15 protein-coding genes and 2 tRNA genes are annotated in these 14,476 nt (G+C 71.1%); 12 read left to right on the forward strand and 5 right to left on the reverse strand.

What is annotated here, in order from left to right; genetic code table 11:
• Nucleotides 1–95 precede the first annotated feature (95 nt).
• Nucleotides 96–1,166, forward strand: coding sequence for a hypothetical protein (locus ACFY0K_RS13225; protein ID WP_390639901.1), 1,071 nt, complete (start codon nucleotides 96–98; stop codon nucleotides 1,164–1,166).
• Nucleotides 1,167–1,293: 127 nt separating this feature from the next.
• On the opposite strand, the gene ACFY0K_RS13230 is transcribed toward ACFY0K_RS13225, so the two are convergent.
• Nucleotides 1,294–2,400 carry a M48 family metallopeptidase gene (locus tag ACFY0K_RS13230; protein ID WP_390640008.1) on the reverse strand — a complete coding sequence of 369 codons (1,107 nt, stop codon included), beginning with the start codon at nucleotides 2,398–2,400 and terminating at the stop codon, nucleotides 1,294–1,296.
• Nucleotides 2,401–2,498: 98 nt separating this feature from the next.
• Here ACFY0K_RS13230 and ACFY0K_RS13235 point away from each other — a divergent pair, with 98 nt between their 5' ends.
• From ACFY0K_RS13235 to ACFY0K_RS13265, 7 genes are all read left to right on the forward strand, one after another.
• Nucleotides 2,499–2,660, forward strand: coding sequence for a hypothetical protein (locus ACFY0K_RS13235; RefSeq protein ID WP_217549548.1), 162 nt, complete (start codon nucleotides 2,499–2,501; stop codon nucleotides 2,658–2,660).
• A 110-nt stretch (nucleotides 2,661–2,770) separates the two neighbouring features.
• Complete coding sequence (locus tag ACFY0K_RS13240; protein WP_167450157.1) at nucleotides 2,771–2,938, forward strand: hypothetical protein; 168 nt, start codon at nucleotides 2,771–2,773, stop codon at nucleotides 2,936–2,938.
• A gap of 69 nt (nucleotides 2,939–3,007) precedes the next feature.
• Nucleotides 3,008–3,691 carry a nicotinate-nucleotide adenylyltransferase gene (gene nadD / locus ACFY0K_RS13245; protein ID WP_093503106.1) on the forward strand — a complete coding sequence of 228 codons (684 nt, stop codon included), beginning with the start codon at nucleotides 3,008–3,010 and terminating at the stop codon, nucleotides 3,689–3,691.
• A 16-nt stretch (nucleotides 3,692–3,707) separates the two neighbouring features.
• Nucleotides 3,708–5,408, forward strand: coding sequence for an LCP family protein (locus ACFY0K_RS13250; RefSeq protein WP_390639902.1), 1,701 nt, complete (start codon nucleotides 3,708–3,710; stop codon nucleotides 5,406–5,408).
• A gap of 101 nt (nucleotides 5,409–5,509) precedes the next feature.
• Complete coding sequence (gene rsfS / locus ACFY0K_RS13255) at nucleotides 5,510–5,953, forward strand: ribosome silencing factor (RefSeq protein WP_093503110.1); 444 nt, start codon at nucleotides 5,510–5,512, stop codon at nucleotides 5,951–5,953.
• Nucleotides 5,953–6,621 (forward strand): histidine phosphatase family protein, encoded by a 669-nt coding sequence (locus ACFY0K_RS13260; RefSeq protein WP_351954999.1) that lies wholly within the window; start codon nucleotides 5,953–5,955, stop codon nucleotides 6,619–6,621. The genes rsfS and ACFY0K_RS13260 overlap by 1 nt, the downstream gene beginning before the upstream one ends.
• A gap of 111 nt (nucleotides 6,622–6,732) precedes the next feature.
• Nucleotides 6,733–6,805 (forward strand) — tRNA-Ala (locus ACFY0K_RS13265).
• A 72-nt stretch (nucleotides 6,806–6,877) separates the two neighbouring features.
• Here ACFY0K_RS13265 and ACFY0K_RS13270 read toward each other — a convergent pair.
• On the reverse strand, nucleotides 6,878–7,789 hold the full coding sequence (locus tag ACFY0K_RS13270) for a helix-turn-helix transcriptional regulator (RefSeq protein WP_390640009.1): 912 nt from the start codon (nucleotides 7,787–7,789) through the stop codon (nucleotides 6,878–6,880).
• A gap of 123 nt (nucleotides 7,790–7,912) precedes the next feature.
• Between ACFY0K_RS13270 and ACFY0K_RS13275 the strand changes: the two genes are divergently transcribed.
• From ACFY0K_RS13275 to ACFY0K_RS13285, 3 genes are all read left to right on the forward strand, one after another.
• Nucleotides 7,913–9,382: an MFS transporter gene (locus ACFY0K_RS13275; protein WP_390639903.1), complete on the forward strand. Its 1,470-nt coding sequence runs from the start codon at nucleotides 7,913–7,915 to the stop codon at nucleotides 9,380–9,382.
• A 68-nt stretch (nucleotides 9,383–9,450) separates the two neighbouring features.
• A complete protein-coding gene (locus tag ACFY0K_RS13280; protein WP_390639904.1) occupies nucleotides 9,451–9,624 on the forward strand; it encodes a hypothetical protein in 174 nt (57 codons plus the stop codon).
• A gap of 3 nt (nucleotides 9,625–9,627) precedes the next feature.
• The gene (locus ACFY0K_RS13285) at nucleotides 9,628–9,861 is read left to right on the forward strand and encodes a hypothetical protein (protein WP_006136074.1); all 234 of its coding nucleotides are present in this window, start codon (nucleotides 9,628–9,630) and stop codon (nucleotides 9,859–9,861) included.
• On the opposite strand, the gene ACFY0K_RS13290 is transcribed toward ACFY0K_RS13285, so the two are convergent.
• Nucleotides 9,840–11,051: a glycosyltransferase 87 family protein gene (locus ACFY0K_RS13290; RefSeq protein ID WP_390639905.1), complete on the reverse strand. Its 1,212-nt coding sequence runs from the start codon at nucleotides 11,049–11,051 to the stop codon at nucleotides 9,840–9,842. The genes ACFY0K_RS13285 and ACFY0K_RS13290 overlap by 22 nt on opposite strands.
• 113 nt (nucleotides 11,052–11,164) lie before the next feature.
• On the opposite strand from ACFY0K_RS13290, the gene ACFY0K_RS13295 reads away from it, so the two are divergent.
• Nucleotides 11,165–11,237 (forward strand) — tRNA-Ala (locus tag ACFY0K_RS13295).
• A 181-nt stretch (nucleotides 11,238–11,418) separates the two neighbouring features.
• Here ACFY0K_RS13295 and ACFY0K_RS13300 read toward each other — a convergent pair.
• Both ACFY0K_RS13300 and ACFY0K_RS13305 read right to left on the reverse strand, forming a co-directional pair.
• Nucleotides 11,419–13,032: an NADH-quinone oxidoreductase subunit NuoF family protein gene (locus tag ACFY0K_RS13300; RefSeq protein WP_181801638.1), complete on the reverse strand. Its 1,614-nt coding sequence runs from the start codon at nucleotides 13,030–13,032 to the stop codon at nucleotides 11,419–11,421.
• On the reverse strand, nucleotides 13,029–14,297 hold the full coding sequence (locus ACFY0K_RS13305) for a cytochrome b/b6 domain-containing protein (RefSeq protein ID WP_390640010.1): 1,269 nt from the start codon (nucleotides 14,295–14,297) through the stop codon (nucleotides 13,029–13,031). The genes ACFY0K_RS13300 and ACFY0K_RS13305 overlap by 4 nt, the downstream gene beginning before the upstream one ends.
• Nucleotides 14,298–14,476 lie beyond the last annotated feature (179 nt).

Below are 14,476 nucleotides of genomic sequence, written 5' to 3' on the forward strand. Positions count from 1 at the left end.
TGCGGCCGCCCTGGTGGCAGTCCTGGTGAGAACCTGTCAGAAGTTGTCGTGTAGCAGGGCGTTTACCTGAGGCTCCCGAGACCTACTCTGAAAGTATGGGCGGGCCAGGAGACCCACCTGAGGGGACACCCGAGGGCGGCCCCGTGGGTGGCGAGGACGAGTACCGATCCGTCGTCTTCGACGAATCGTTCGTCCGCGCTGCCCGCCTCCAGGAGTCCTCCGCACGCGAACGCATGACCGACCACGCGCCCGCCGTGCGCCGTCGCCCGCCGCTGCGCCGGGGCCTCACCCGGCAGGCCCTGATACTCGTCGTGCTGATCCTCGTCGCCTTCGGCACCGCGATCTACATGGGCGTCCGCCACCCCTACGGCACCGACGAGACCCAGCAGCCCGCCGAACCGCTGCGGATGACCGTCATCCCGCTCTCCCCGCAGGGCAGGGTGCCCGGCGCCCCCGACGCCGAGACGCTGTTCGCGCACAGCCCGGCCGCGCAGTACGAGGTCGGCGCCGAGGGGATACCGCTGCCGGCCGCCCGGAGCACCGCGCACTTCTCCGACAGCCAGGTCGTCACCGCCCTGACCACGGCCAAGGACTACCTGGTCCGCTCCTCGCTCTACCCCGAGGTCCTCGACAGCAGCGAGGTACGGCCCGCGCGGGCGCTGCTCGACCCCGGTCAGCTCGACCAGTTCGACCAGAGCGTCGACCACCCCGCGGCGGACGGCCGGCACGCCCCCACCGGATGGCTGGTCCGCTTCGACCCCACCCGCGCCGAACTCGCCGACCCCAGGATCCGCGTCCAGGGCAACCTGACGGCCACCGAGACCGACCCGGCCACCCTGGAGGTCACCGCCGACCACACCTTCGTGTACGCGCTGCGGCCCACCGGCGCCCCGGCCGGCGCCCAGGCCTCCCTGTTCACCGTGCGCCGCCAGCTGACCTTCCGCTTCGACCGTGACGACCTGCGCCTGCACCAGACCCAGCTGGTCGTCTCCTACGTCCAGGCTGGCCCCCTGTCCTGCGCCGAGGACGCCGCCGACCACCTGCACCCCCTGCTGGCCGGCCAGACGGCCAAGGCGGGCGGCCCCGCGGGCACGAACCCGTTCGCCACGGACAGCGCCACCGCCCTGTGCGGGACGCTGTCCACCGCGGCCGAACCGAAGCTCTGAACGGCCCCCATCCGCAGGTTTGACCGGGCCGGACCCGGCATGCGGCGCGGGCCTTCCCGCTGCCGGCGACGGGGCCGGCTCCTGCCTGACGGGGGGGCCGGCTCCTGCCTGACGGGTGCGGCCTCCGCTACGCCTGGCCGCCCTCCGGCTCCGGGGGAGTGTCCCGGGGCGGCGTGTCCTTCGGCGGGGGCGCGCTCGTGAACCCGTCGAAGCCGCGCTTCACCCGGCCGCCCAGGTTTCCCGCCCCGCCCGCGAAGTCCGAGACCAGCTTCATCAGCGGGTCCTTGGAGGTCTTCACGTCACTGGCGTAGCTCGCCGCGGACTCCTTGAACGAGTCACCGACCGAGGTGTCCTTGTCCTCGGCCCGCCGGGGGTAGTGACCGTCCATGATCCGCTGGTAGTCGCGGGAGGCGGCCCACTTCTTCAGCTCGGCCGCGCGGACCGTGGTGAACGGGTGCGAGCGCGGCAGCACGTTCAGGATCTTCAGGACCGAGTCGCGCAGGTCGCCGCCCGCCTCGTACTCCTCGGCCTGCTGCAGGAACGCGTCCACGTTCATCTCGTGCAGGTGGTTGCCGCCCGCGATCTTCATCAGGCCGCGCATCGACGCCCGCAGGTCCTGGCCCACCAGCAGCCCGGCCCGGTCGGCGGACAGCTCCGACTTGCGGAACCACTCCCGCAGGGCCGTCACGATCGCCAGGATCGCCAGGTTGCCCAGCGGGATCCAGGCGACCTTGAGCGCGAGGCTGGTCAGGAACAGCAGGATCGTGCGGTACACCGAATGCCCGGACAGCGCGTGCCCCACCTCGTGGCCGACGACCGCCCGCATCTCCTCCTCGTCGAGGAGCTCCACCAGACCCGTGGTCACCACGATGATCGGCTCGTCCAGGCCGATACACATCGCGTTCGGCTGCGGATCCTGCGTCACGTACATCGGCGGGACCTTCTCCAGGTCCAGGATGTAACAGGCGTCCCGCAACATGTCGTTCAGATGTGTGAACTGCTGGTCGGACACCCGGACCGAGTCGGACAGGAACAGCAGCCTCAGGCTCCGCTCCGGAAGCAGCCCGCTGAGCGCCTTGAAGACCGCGTCGAAACCGCTCAGCTTCCGCAGCGCCACCAGCGCGGAGCGGTCCGCGGGATGCTCGTACGCACGCGAGGAGATCCCCGGGAACCGCCTGCGCTGCCTGCTCGGCACGCGCTCGTGCCCGTTCTGCTCGTGGCCGTCGTCGGACATGTCATCCCCCATGTGCGTGAGTGTCTGCCGTGCCCCCGGGGCTGGGCCCAGCCTAGGCGGAGATACCGTGGTCGGGCAGTACAGCCGAAGGAGTCCTCATGGAGCACCACCCCCCGGCCGCCTGGCTCACCCAGGCCGCGAGCGCCGCCCAGCACCAGGGCTCGGGCGATCTGCTCCGGGTCGTCATCGTCGTCATGTTCGTCGGCTGCGCATTGACCGCCTGGTTCCTGTTGCGCGGGTACAAACAGAAGGACGACTGAGCCGCCGGGATCGTTCCCCGATGGAGGAGTCGGCGTGATCGCCGCCGGGGCGCCCGCATACGATGAGCCGACATCTTTATCCCGTCCACACGCGATAGGTCCTGCCGCAGATGATGAATCTCCACAGCGCCGCTGCCCAGTTGGTCACCCTCGCCGCAGAGGGCGAGGAGCACGGCGGCAACCACAACAGCCTCAATCCGGCCGTCACCGGCGGCAGCGCCTTCGTCATCCTGCTGCTCCTGCTGTGGATCACCACCCGCTTCAACCGCGACCGCTGAGCCGGACGCCGAGCCCGGCACCGGTCCTCCGGGCGGGGCCCACGGACCGGGCCGGTAGGGTCTGCACGCATGGGAGAGCAGGACATGCCTACCGGTCCGGCAGCTGACGAGGCCGACGACATGGCGACACGGCCGCGGTACACACCGGCGGGCCCCGCGCACACCGGCAAGCGCCGCCTCGGCGTCATGGGCGGAACGTTCGACCCGATCCACCACGGGCACCTCGTGGCGGCCAGCGAGGTCGCCGCCCAGTTCCACCTCGACGAGGTGGTCTTCGTGCCCACCGGGCAGCCCTGGCAGAAGACCTCCCGCGCCGTGTCACCGGCCGAGGACCGCTACCTGATGACGGTCATCGCGACCGCGGAGAACCCGCAGTTCTCCGTCAGCCGCATCGACATCGACCGCGGCGGCCCCACCTACACCGTCGACACCCTGCGCGACCTGCGCGCCCTCAACCCCGACACCGACCTGTTCTTCATCACCGGCGCCGACGCGCTCGGGCAGATCCTCACCTGGCGGGACTCGGAGGAGCTCTTCTCCCTGGCCCACTTCATCGGCTGCACCCGGCCCGGCCACCATCTGACCGACCGCGGTCTTCCGGAGGGCGGCGTCTCGCTGGTGGAGGTTCCCGCGCTCGCCATCTCCTCCACAGACTGCCGTGCGAGAGTCGCCAAGAGCGACCCCATCTGGTACATGGTGCCGGACGGAGTCGTGCGCTACATCGACAAGCGCGAGCTGTACCGCGGCGAGTGAGCCGAGAGGGGCACCGGTGAACGACCGATACGACGCGGGCTACGGAAGCGACCAGTACGAACTCGTCGGCTACGACGAGTACGGGCAGCCGGTGTACCGCCAGATCCCCGCACAACAGCAGCAGCCGTACGACCCGTACGCAGGCCAGGGCCAGGGGCAGGGGCAGGGCTACGGCTACGACCCGTACGCCGGCGGCGGGCAGCAGGCCGCCCCGTCGTACGACACCGGGCAGCAGGCACCCGTCCACGACACCGGCCGGCAGCCGGTCACGCCCGCCTACGACCCGTACGGCACCGGCGGCCACACCGCCCACGACCCCTACGGGCAGGCAGCCGCCGGCGGCCGGCAGCCCCGGGTCGCCGAGCAGACCGCGCACATCCCGCAGCAGGCCGGACCGGCCGACCACGCCACCGTTCCCCGGCAGGACGACGACGAACGGGACTACCACACCGGCCAGTTCGCGTTCGTCGAACAGCCAGACGGCGACTCCGAGGACGTCATCGACTGGCTGAACTTCACCGAGAACCGCACCGAGCGCCGAGAGGAGGCCAAACGCCGCGCCCGCAGCCGGATGATCGCCCTGGTCGTCGTCCTCGCCCTGGTCGCCGCCGGAGGCGTCGGCTACCTCTGGTACGCCGGAAAGATCCCCGGTCTGTCCTCCTCCACCGCCAAGGGCGGCACGACGATCTCGCCGGCCGCCCAGAAACGCGACGTGATCGTCGTCCACCTGCACAACACCGGTGGCGGCGGCACCTCGACCGTGCTGCTCGTCGACAACACCACCACCAAGCAGGGCAGCACCGTCCTGCTGCCCAACTCCCTCGCCCTCACCGACGACGACGGCACCACCACGACCCTCGCCAAGTCCGTCGACGGCGACGGCTCCTCCGGCACCCGCGACCAGCTCGACACCGTCCTCGGCACCAACATCGAGGGGACCTGGCGCCTGGACACGCCCTACCTGCAGAACCTCGTCGATCTCGTCGGCAACATCGACATCGACACCAACGCCGACGTCCCCGACCCGGACGCCAAGAAGAAGGGCGAGGAGCCCCTCGTCCACCAGGGCAAGGACCAGACCCTCGGGGGCAAGGCCGCCGTCGCCTACGCCACCTACCGCGCCTCCGGCGAGGCCCAGAACGCCCAGCTGGAGCGGTTCGGGCAGGTCATGCAGGGGGTGCTGCGCAAGCTGTCCTCCGACGCCTCCGCCGCGACGACCACCGTGCAGACCCTCGCGCAGATCCTCGACCCGTCCCTCACCGACAAGGACCTCGGCACCTTCCTCGCCAAGCTCGCCGAGCTCGCCAAGGACGGCGACTACAAGACCGCCCTGCTGCCCGTGCAGAGCGACGGCACCCTCAGCGCCGAGACCAGCTCCAGCGTCGTCAAGGACATCCTCGGCGGCACCGCCAAGAGCCCGTCGGCGGGATCCGCGGTGCGCGTCTCCGTCCAGAACGCCACCGGCGTCAAGGACGACACCGAGAAGGCCCGCGTGGTCCTCGTCAACGGCGGCTACACCTTCCTGGAAGGCGGTACCGCCTCCGGTACCCGGACCGCCTCCGAGGTGCTGTACTCCGACGCCGCCGACAAGGAGAACGCCACCGAGGTCGCCAAGACCCTCGGCCTCGGCACCGGTGCCGTCCGCAAGGGCACGGTCGGCTCCGGCGCGGACGTCTCCGTCGTCCTCGGCCAGGACTACAAGCCGTCCTCCACCTGAGGCGGCCCACCGCACCCCACGTGACCCGGTAATCACGTGGGGTGCGCCCGGCGGTCCGTGAGACCCTTGAGGTCAAACGACCGCCGAAGGAAAGCCACGCAGTGACCGCAACCGACCGTTCCCACGAGCTCATCACCGCCGCCGCCCAGGCGGCCGCCGACAAGCTCGCCCACGACGTCATCGCCTACGACGTCAGCGACGTCCTGTCGATCACGGACGCCTTCCTGCTGGCCTCCGCGCCCAACGACCGCCAGGTCAAGTCGATCGTCGACGAGATCGAGGAACGCCTCCAGAAGGAACTCGGCGCCAAGCCGGTGCGCCGCGAGGGCGACCGCGAGTCCCGCTGGATCCTGCTCGACTACGTCGACATCGTCGTCCACGTCCAGCACAGCGAGGAGCGCGTCTTCTACGCCCTGGAACGGCTGTGGAAGGACTGCCCCGAGATCGAGCTGCCCGCCGACGCCAAGGCCACCCGCGGCAAGGCGGCGGAGCACGCCAGGCTGCAGGCCGCCGAGGACTCCGGCGAGCCGGACGGGGACTGGTGATGAGCGCCACGGGCGAGGTGACCGACCGCAGGGGCCGCGGCCGCCGCATCATCCTGTGGCGGCACGGCCAGACCGCCTGGAACGTGGAGCGCCGCTTCCAGGGCTCCACCGACGTCGAGCTCACCGAGACCGGCATCGGCCAGGCCCGCCGCGCGGCCCGCCTGCTCGCCTCCCTCGGCCCGGACGCGATCGTCGCCTCCGACCTGCGGCGCGCCGCAGACACGGCCGCCCAGCTGGCCGCCCTCACCGGCCTCGACGTGATCCACGACGAGGGACTGCGGGAGACCTACGCGGGCGTGTGGCAGGGCCTCACCCACGAGGAGATCATCGCCCGCCACGGCGACGAGTACGCCGCGTGGAAGCGCGGCGAGCCGGTCCGCCGCGGCGGCGGCGAACTGGAGACCGAGGTCGCCGACCGGGCCGCCCCCGTCGTGCTCCGGCACGCCGAGAAGCTCCCCGAGGACGGCACCCTCGTGGTCGTCAGCCACGGCGGCACCATCCGCACCACCATCGGACGGCTCCTCGGCCTTGAGTCCCGGCACTGGGAGAGCCTCGGCGGTCTCACCAACTGCTGCTGGTCCGTGCTCGGCGAAGGCGCCCGCGGCTGGCGGCTCCTTGAGCACAACGCCGGCACCCTCCCGGAGCCCGTGCTCGGCGACGACGACTGAGGAGCCCGCGGCCCCCCGGTCCGCCCGGAGCCCGGATTTCACTTTCCGGCAGGTCGCAGGCTAAAGTTCTTCTTGTTCGCCCCGCCGAGCGGAAAGGCGGGAAGAACACGAGGGGCTATAGCTCAGTTGGTAGAGCGCCTGCATGGCATGCAGGAGGTCAGGAGTTCAATTCTCCTTAGCTCCACAGATCGGCACTTCGCACACTGTCGACGACACTGTCGAGTTGTCAAAGATCGGTGACGGAATCCCGTCCTCTTCAGAGGGCGGGATTTTCTGTGTTCCACTCCCGGAGGATCTCCGCGGCCTCTTCCTCCGTCACCGGCCACAGCCGCTGCCTGCGCTCCCGCAGCAACGCCACCCGCTGGCGCGTCCGTTCGTCCTCCGGCGTGTAGACCACGATCCGCGCCTCCGGCATCCCGTCGATCGACAACGACTGCGACGTCATCCGCAGCTCGCCCACCGCCTCATGACGGAACGTCTTCACCCGCGGCCCCGGCTGCGCCACCGCCCCGCTCTCCCACAACCGGGCGAAGTACCCACTGGCCTGGGACAGCGCCTGTATGAAGTCCTCCCAGGCCGGCTCGCCGACATGTCTGCCGTAGGACGAACGCAGGGTCGCCACCATCACCGGCAGTTCACGCTGCAGATGGACGACCGGGCTGGTCTCCTCCGGGACCGTGAACAGCGTCCACAGCACGTTCGGCACACCGATCCGCACCGTCTCCGGCACCAGGAACAGGTCCCGGTAGGCCGCGTTGGTGGCCAGCACGTCGTAGCGCGAGGTGTACACCACCGCCATCAGCGGGTCCAGCGTGTCGATGATGCCCTGCACCTCCGCGCCGACCGACCGGGACAGCCCCTCCGGCACCGGGGCGAACGGCACCTCCGCCAGCCGGTACAGATGCTCCCGCTCCGGCGGGTCGAGCATCAGGGTCCGCGCCACCGCGTCCAGCACCTGCGCCGACGCGTTGATCGGCCGGCCCTGCTCCAGCCACGTGTACCAGGTCACGCCCACGCCCGAGAGCTGGGCGACCTCCTCGCGGCGCAGCCCCGGCGTGCGCCGCCGCAGCCCCGGTGGCATCCCGACGTCCGCCGGCTGCACCCGGGCCCGCCTGCTGCGCAGGAACGCGGCCAGCTCCGGCCTGCGGCGGTGTGCTGTCGTCGGCATCGTCACGTCCCCCGTCGTCACGTCTCCATCGTCGGCGCAGCCCCGGCCGGCTGCCAGGTGCTGCCAGTACCAGCATCGGCGGGCTCTCGGCACCCGTACCGGCCCGCCGCCACGCTCGGTGGCATGACGACGACATCCCGGACGGGACCAGGTCCCGCACCCGCCGCGACCCCTGCGAAAAGGGAAGCATCCGGCACTGACAACCGGCCCCGGCTGCTCCTCGCGGTCGTCCTCGCGGCCCTGTTCATGGCCGTGCTGGACGTCTTCATCGTGAACGTCGCGGCCCCCACCATGGGTTCCGAACTCCACGCCTCGGGCGCCGACTTGCAGCTGGTCGTGGCCGGCTACGCCATCACCTACTCGGTGCTGCTGATCACCGGCGCCCGGCTCGGCGACCTGCTCGGCCACGGCCGGGTCCACCTCTGCGGCCTCGCCCTGTTCACCGCGGCGTCGCTCGCCTGCGGCCTGGCCCAGGGGGCCACCGAGCTGATCGTGTTCCGGCTGGTGCAGGGCGCCGGATCGGCGGTGATGATCCCGCAGGTCCTCAGCATCATCCAGCGCGCCTTCACCGGCGAGGCCCGCATACGGGCGCTCGGCGCCTACTCCGCGGTCCTCGCGGTCGGTGCGGCCGCCGGCCAGATCATCGGCGGCGTCCTGGTCAGCGCCGACCTGTTCGGCACCGGCTGGCGGCCGGTGTTCCTCGTCAACGTGCCCGTCGGCGCCGTGCTCCTGGTCCTCGGCCGGCGTGTCCTGCCGGCCGGCGCCGGATCCGGTCCCGAGCGGGCCCGCGGCATGGACCTGCCCGGCCTGGTCCTGCTGGCGGCCGCCGTGTCGCTGCTGACGGTCCCGCTGGTGCTCGGTCAGGAGGAGGACTGGCCGCTGTGGTCCTGGCTGTCCCTGGCCGCCGCCGTGCTCCTGTTCGCGCTGTTCTGCGGATACGAGGCGAGCCTGGCCCGGCGCGGGGGCGCACCCATCGTTGCGCCCCGGGTGCTGCGCCACCCCGGCATGGGCCTGGCCGTCCTGCGGATCCTCGCCGTGATGGCCGTCAATGCCGGATTCCTCTTCACTCTCACCCTGCACGTCCAGAGCGGCCTCGGCTACAGCGCGCTGCGCGCCGGTCTCACCTTCGCGCCGACCGCCGTCGTGTTCGGCGCGGTCGCCCTCACCTGGCGCAGGTGGCCGGCCGCCTGGCAGCGGGCACTGACCCCGGCCGGGTTCGTGCTCACCGCGCTGGGCGCGGCCGGGGTCGGGCTGGCGTTCCACGGGGGCGGCGACGGGGGCGCACAGCTCTATGTGGCGTACGCCGGTGTGGGCGCGGGGCTCGCGCTCGCGTTCAGCCCCACGCTCACCGGCGCGCTCGCAACCGTGCGCCCCGAGGACGCCGCGGACGCCAGCGGATTCCTCGCGACCGTCACCCAGCTCGGCCAGCTCCTCGGCGTCGCCGCGTTCGGCACACTGTTCCTGAACCGGCTTGAGTCAGTTCGGGGCCCGCAGGCGTATACCTCTGCGGAGGCGCTGTCAGCCTGCGCATGGGCACTCGCCGCGACGGCGGCCGCGGGTGCCGTGTCCGGACTGGTACTGAGGCGTCGCTGACCGTATTGGTCCGGCCGTGGCAGAATCAAACGGCCGGAAGGGGGCGCGGCCCGACGGGAGGAGTAGCGATGCCTGCGAGCATCCTTGGGGAGGGCGGCCACCTCCTCGGTGCAGCGTTGATACGGGACACGACCACCCGGCTGCTCTGCCCTTCCTGCGGTTCCGCGCATGTCGCCCAGGTGCTCGGCGACAACGGCGGGATCTCCTACGTGTGCACGGCCTGCGGCCACAGCTGGAGCTGATCGATGGGTGCACACAGGCGGAAGTGCGACTGGTGCGGGAGCGGTACCCCCATCGTCCGCGACATGGAGCCGATCAACCCCGACTACCAGTACTGGTGCGAGGAATGCGCGCGGGCGCTGATCATAAAAGGCGACCCGATCGAGACCTACCGTGAGCTGGAGGGCGAGCCGATCTACGGCCGGCTCCTCGAAGAGCACTGCACGCTCAAGCGCTTCTACTCGTTCGTCACGGCCTGACCGGGACCCGGCCTCGGCAACGATGTCCGGGCGAGCGCCAGGAACAGCACCCCGGTGACCGTGTAGAGCGCCGAAAGCGTCAAGGCGACGGCGTTCTGGTGCAGTTCGGGCCGCCCCTGCCCGTGCGGCACCCACCACAGGGCGTACGAGCAGAAGACCAGCAACGTGCCCGCGGCCACCGTCCGGTGCCCGCGGGTCCACAGCAGCAGCACGACCGGCACGCACCACACCCAGTGGTGCGACCAGGACACCGGGCTGATCAGCAGCGCGGTCACCGCGCAGGCGGCCACCGCCCAGGCCCGCCGGCCGCGCAGCTCCGCCGCCACCGCCACCGCGAGCCCCAGGAGGGCCGTCAGGGCCGCCGCGGCGGCCCACAGGGCTCCCGGGTCGGGAGTGTGCAGCAGACGCGCCAGAACGCCACGCAGGGCCTGATTCGCGGTCTCCTCGGCCCGCCCCACCCGTCCCGTCCGGAACACCATCCCCGTCCAGAACCGCCACGAGTCGTACGGCAGGACGGCCGCCGCCAGCAGCGTCGCGCCCGCGAAGACGGCGGCCGCCCCGCGCGCGTGCCGCAGCCACGGGCCGCCGTCCCGTCCCGCACGGCGCGCGGCCAGGCCGGTGACGAGCAGGAACACCGCGAACAGGGCGGGGGTCAGCTTGACCGCCGCCGCGAGCCCGACACCCACCCCCGCCCAGCGGTCCGGCTGTTCGGCGGGACGGCGTGACAGATCCCACAGCACCAGTACCGCCAGCAGCAGATTGACCTGCCCGTAGCGCACGGTCGTCCACACCGGCTCGCACCACACCGCGGCCGCCGCGACCCACAGGACGTGCTCCACGCGCGCGTGCCCGACGAGCCGCATCGACAGCCCGACGAACACCAGCAGCAGGACCAGGTTCCCGGCCGTCGCCAGGGTCCGCACGCCCGTGACGTCCAGCAGCGTCAGCGGGACGAACAGCAGCGCCGCGAACGGCGGGTAGGTGGACGGCAGATGAGCCGCCGTCGTACGCAGCGCGTAGAGATCGCCGCCCGCGCGGACGGTCGCCCCCTCCGCCCGGTAGACCATCAGGTCGATCATCGACACGTGCGCGGCCCGCTGGGCCACCCAGAACGCCGTGAACGACAGGAGACACGCCCCCAGTGCCACCGGCAGCCGGCGCCGGGTCTCGGAGAACGCGATCACGGTCACGAAGCCCGACACTAGCGTCCGTATCCGTACAGAACGGAAACGATTTGGTGGTGCACCCCTTCGACCGTGTAATGTTGGCGTCGCCGCCAGGGAAACCGGGCGGACCAGAACACGGGGCTATAGCTCAGTTGGTAGAGCGCCTGCATGGCATGCAGGAGGTCAGGAGTTCAATTCTCCTTAGCTCCACAGAAGTCGAAGGCGGACCATCCGAACGGATGGTCCGCCTTCGGCGTTGTCTCGGCAGGCATTGTCCTGAAAACGCGCGGAAACCCCGTCCGCGGGGACCTTCCCCGGTGGACGACTCCCGCACACGTGGGGCGGGCCACCCGGTCAGGGTGACCCGCCCCACGTACGCGCGAACGTGCGATCAGCGTCCCAGCGCCCGGCGGCCGCGGCCCTGCGAGAGAACCGGCAGGTTCTTGGCCGGCGCCTGCGAGCGCGTGTCCTCCTCCAGGCGCAGGGCGAGCGCCGGGCAGCGGCGCACCGCCCGCAGCGCCTTGGCCTCCGCGAACCGGGGCACCTTCGCCTGCGCGACCGTCGGGAACCCGTCCGCGCCCAGCTCGAAGACCTCCGGGAGGATGTCCGCGCACAGACCGTGGCCCCGGCACAGCGTCCAGTCGACGTAGATCTTCTGCCGGCTGCCGCCGCCGTTGTCCTCGGGCTCTCCGCCGCCCGGGATGCCCGTAGGCATCTTGCCGTCCTCGAAGAGCGGCAGAACGCCCTCCACGGGCCGCCCGCAGCCGTTTCCCAGAACGTGCGCGGCGAGGTCGTCGGTGAACGCCTTGATCGTCGACTCGAGGAACATCGCGGAGCCGTCCGGGTGCGAGCACGCGCCGCGCCGTTTCACGTTCTTCGCGACCTGCTTGAGCGCCTCCAGGGCGGCCGGTCCGCCGCCGTTGAGGATGTCCTCCATGCCGCGCGCGGCCGCCGGCAGACCCAGGTAGCAGGGACCGCACTGTCCCGCGCTCTCCTCCGCCAGCCACTGGGCGACCCGCAGCGACTCGCCCAGCGGGCAGGTCTCCTGCGTGATCGGCAGGATGGCGCCGGCGCCCAGCGCACCGCCCACCGCGTCGAGCGAGTTGCGGGAGACGATCGCCTCGTTGACCGTGGCCGCGTCGATCCACTTGCCGTGGTAGCCGCCGGTCAGCACACCCTGCGGCACCGGCGGCGCACCGGCCAGCTGCAGGACGTAGCGCAGCGGCACACCCGTGGGCACCTCGATCACCATGGGGCGGGCGACCGCGCCGGAGACCGTCAGCATGACGGTGCCCGGCTCGTCGTACAGGCCGGTGTTGCCGTAGCGCTCCGGGCCGATCCGGGCGGCGATCGCCAGCTGCGCGAACGTCTCCGCGTTCGACAGCAGGGTGGGGGCGCCGCCGACACCGTTCTGCGAGGCACTGGTCTTGCGGCCGGGCGGGATCGCCGGGCCGCCGTCGATCGACCGGATCAGCGACGCGGCGGCGCCGGTGACCATGCGGACCGGGTTGCGCTGGACGAACGCCTTCAGTGCCGAACGCCGGCCGTTGCTCAGGCCGCGCTCGGCGAGCGCCTGCTCCATGGAGCGCTGCGTGGACTCCCGGGTGACCCCCACCACGAGCGTGCGGGCGCCCAGCGCCTCGGCGCACAGCAGCGCGCCGTCCAGGATCAGATGCGGGGCACGGTTGATCAGCACCGTGTCCTTGCGGCAGGCCGGCTCGTCCTCACTGCCGTTGACGACGACGACCGGCCGTACACCGCGCTTGATCGCGGCTTCGGCGACCGAACGCAGCTTCTTGTGGAAGGGGAAGCCCGCGCCGCCCCGGCCCTTCAGGTTGATGCGTTCGGAGAGCTGCGCGAGCTGCTCCCCGCCCAGGGGTTCGAGCGGCCCGTGCACCTTGAGGTGCATGGGCAGATCGAGTCTTTCGACAAGGTCGAAGCCCGACGTGAGCTGAGGAAGACCGACCACGCGGACTTCTGGGACGTCGGGCAGGGCCTCGTTCACCTATAGCCTCCGGAAGGCGTGTTCCAAGGTTCGCCCGAACCCGGGGCGTCGAAGGATGCGCCGGGCGGTGGTTCGTTGGCGGGACCGCTGTTGTACGTGTCATTCGAGTTGTACGTCCCGTACCGGGCATTCGTCTCACCCGTGTCGTACACATCACGTCCGCCCACGCCGCCGGCGCCCGGATTGCCATAGGCCGGGATGTTGTATCCGGTGTCCTGCATCGGGTCGTACGCCGACCGGGGTGCCTCGCCGACCGGCGGCGGCGACGGGATCGGCCAGCTGCCCGTGGTGCCGGACGGGCCGTCCACGCGCTCCATGCGCGCGGTCTGGCCGGCCGCGAACGGCGACTGGGGCTGGCCGGGCGCGGCCGTCGCGCGGTAGGCGGCGGCGAAGCCGGACGCCGGCTCGGGGCCGGATGCGGCGGCCGACGCGGACGGGAACAGCGGGTTAGGCTCCGAGGCCGCCCTGCCGCCGCGCGACGGCCTCGGCTCGCGCTCACGCGTGACCTCGTAGCCCGGCAGCCCGGACTCGCCCACCCGGGCACGGCTGGCATCCAGATCGTCCAGCTCCGGCCGTTCCGAACTGCCGAGGACGGAGACGAGACGGTCGGCGACCTTCCGCTTGAAGGGGCGCGGGGCGGCGCGCAGCGCCAGCGCCGCCATCACGCCGACCAGGCACAGGTCGTACGAGATCATGAAGAACGGCTTCGCCGCGCGGCCCGCGTACAGGCCGTGGATGAGGGCGGCGCACCAGGCCGGGTAGGCCAGCATGTGCATGGCCCGCCAGCGGGCCGCGACGACGGCGGGGGCGGCGAAATTGCTGCGCAGGGCGCCGGTGACACCCACGAAGATCATCAGCAGTCCGGCCAGCGACCCGAGTCCGATCAGGCCGGCGCTTCCGGTGATGCCGAGCGAGAACGGAATGATCGCGGCGATCACCACGGTGTGATCCAGTGCGATCTTCGTGACGATGTGCACCAGCAGGAACGCGATCGAGGCGACCGCGGTCGTCCGGTGCACCGCCTGGCCGACGATCCGCTGGCGGGTGTTGAGGAAGATGCGGTCCTGTGCGATCAGACCCCAGATCACCGAGCAGCTCAGCGAGACGAGCGAGAGCACGCCCGCACCGAAGTTCAGGAACGATTGGAACTGGCTGCCTCCGGTCAGCACAACCACGGGTATGAGCAACAGGACGACAGCGGACGCCACCCCCCAGGCCGAGCGGCCTGGCTTGGGAAGCGAGCTGTTACTACGACGAGGGTTCATGGGGGCAACTCCGAGCAGTTCGGGAAAGCGGTCCCGGTGCCGCAGCCTAAGTGGCGCCATACCGATCAGTACGAGGTTTGAGTTATTGCGTTGTTATCAAAGAGCGATGCGGCCCTTGTGATGTCCCCTAGCGGACGTTACGCGAAGTAATTTTTGAACCTGGTTCAACTCTCGTCCCG

Origin of the sequence: Streptomyces sp. NPDC001507 (assembly GCF_042894765.1) — a bacterium.
GTDB lineage: Bacteria > Actinomycetota > Actinomycetes > Streptomycetales > Streptomycetaceae > Streptomyces.

What these genes read in the sequence shown, in the direction of transcription:
- ACFY0K_RS13270 (WP_390640009.1), bottom strand. Translation starts at nt 7,789, where the DNA reads ATGCCGACGACAGCACACCGCCGCAGGCCGGAGCTGGCCGCGTTCCTG.
- ACFY0K_RS13240 (WP_167450157.1), top strand. Translation starts at nt 2,771, where the DNA reads ATGATGAATCTCCACAGCGCCGCTGCCCAGTTGGTCACCCTCGCCGCA.
- nadD (WP_093503106.1), top strand. Translation starts at nt 3,008, where the DNA reads ATGGGAGAGCAGGACATGCCTACCGGTCCGGCAGCTGACGAGGCCGAC.
- ACFY0K_RS13225 (WP_390639901.1), top strand. Translation starts at nt 96, where the DNA reads ATGGGCGGGCCAGGAGACCCACCTGAGGGGACACCCGAGGGCGGCCCC.
- ACFY0K_RS13230 (WP_390640008.1), bottom strand. Translation starts at nt 2,400, where the DNA reads ATGTCCGACGACGGCCACGAGCAGAACGGGCACGAGCGCGTGCCGAGC.
- ACFY0K_RS13305 (WP_390640010.1), bottom strand. Translation starts at nt 14,297, where the DNA reads ATGAACCCTCGTCGTAGTAACAGCTCGCTTCCCAAGCCAGGCCGCTCG.
- ACFY0K_RS13235 (WP_217549548.1), top strand. Translation starts at nt 2,499, where the DNA reads ATGGAGCACCACCCCCCGGCCGCCTGGCTCACCCAGGCCGCGAGCGCC.
- ACFY0K_RS13275 (WP_390639903.1), top strand. Translation starts at nt 7,913, where the DNA reads ATGACGACGACATCCCGGACGGGACCAGGTCCCGCACCCGCCGCGACC.
- ACFY0K_RS13280 (WP_390639904.1), top strand. Translation starts at nt 9,451, where the DNA reads ATGCCTGCGAGCATCCTTGGGGAGGGCGGCCACCTCCTCGGTGCAGCG.
- ACFY0K_RS13285 (WP_006136074.1), top strand. Translation starts at nt 9,628, where the DNA reads ATGGGTGCACACAGGCGGAAGTGCGACTGGTGCGGGAGCGGTACCCCC.
- ACFY0K_RS13260 (WP_351954999.1), top strand. Translation starts at nt 5,953, where the DNA reads ATGAGCGCCACGGGCGAGGTGACCGACCGCAGGGGCCGCGGCCGCCGC.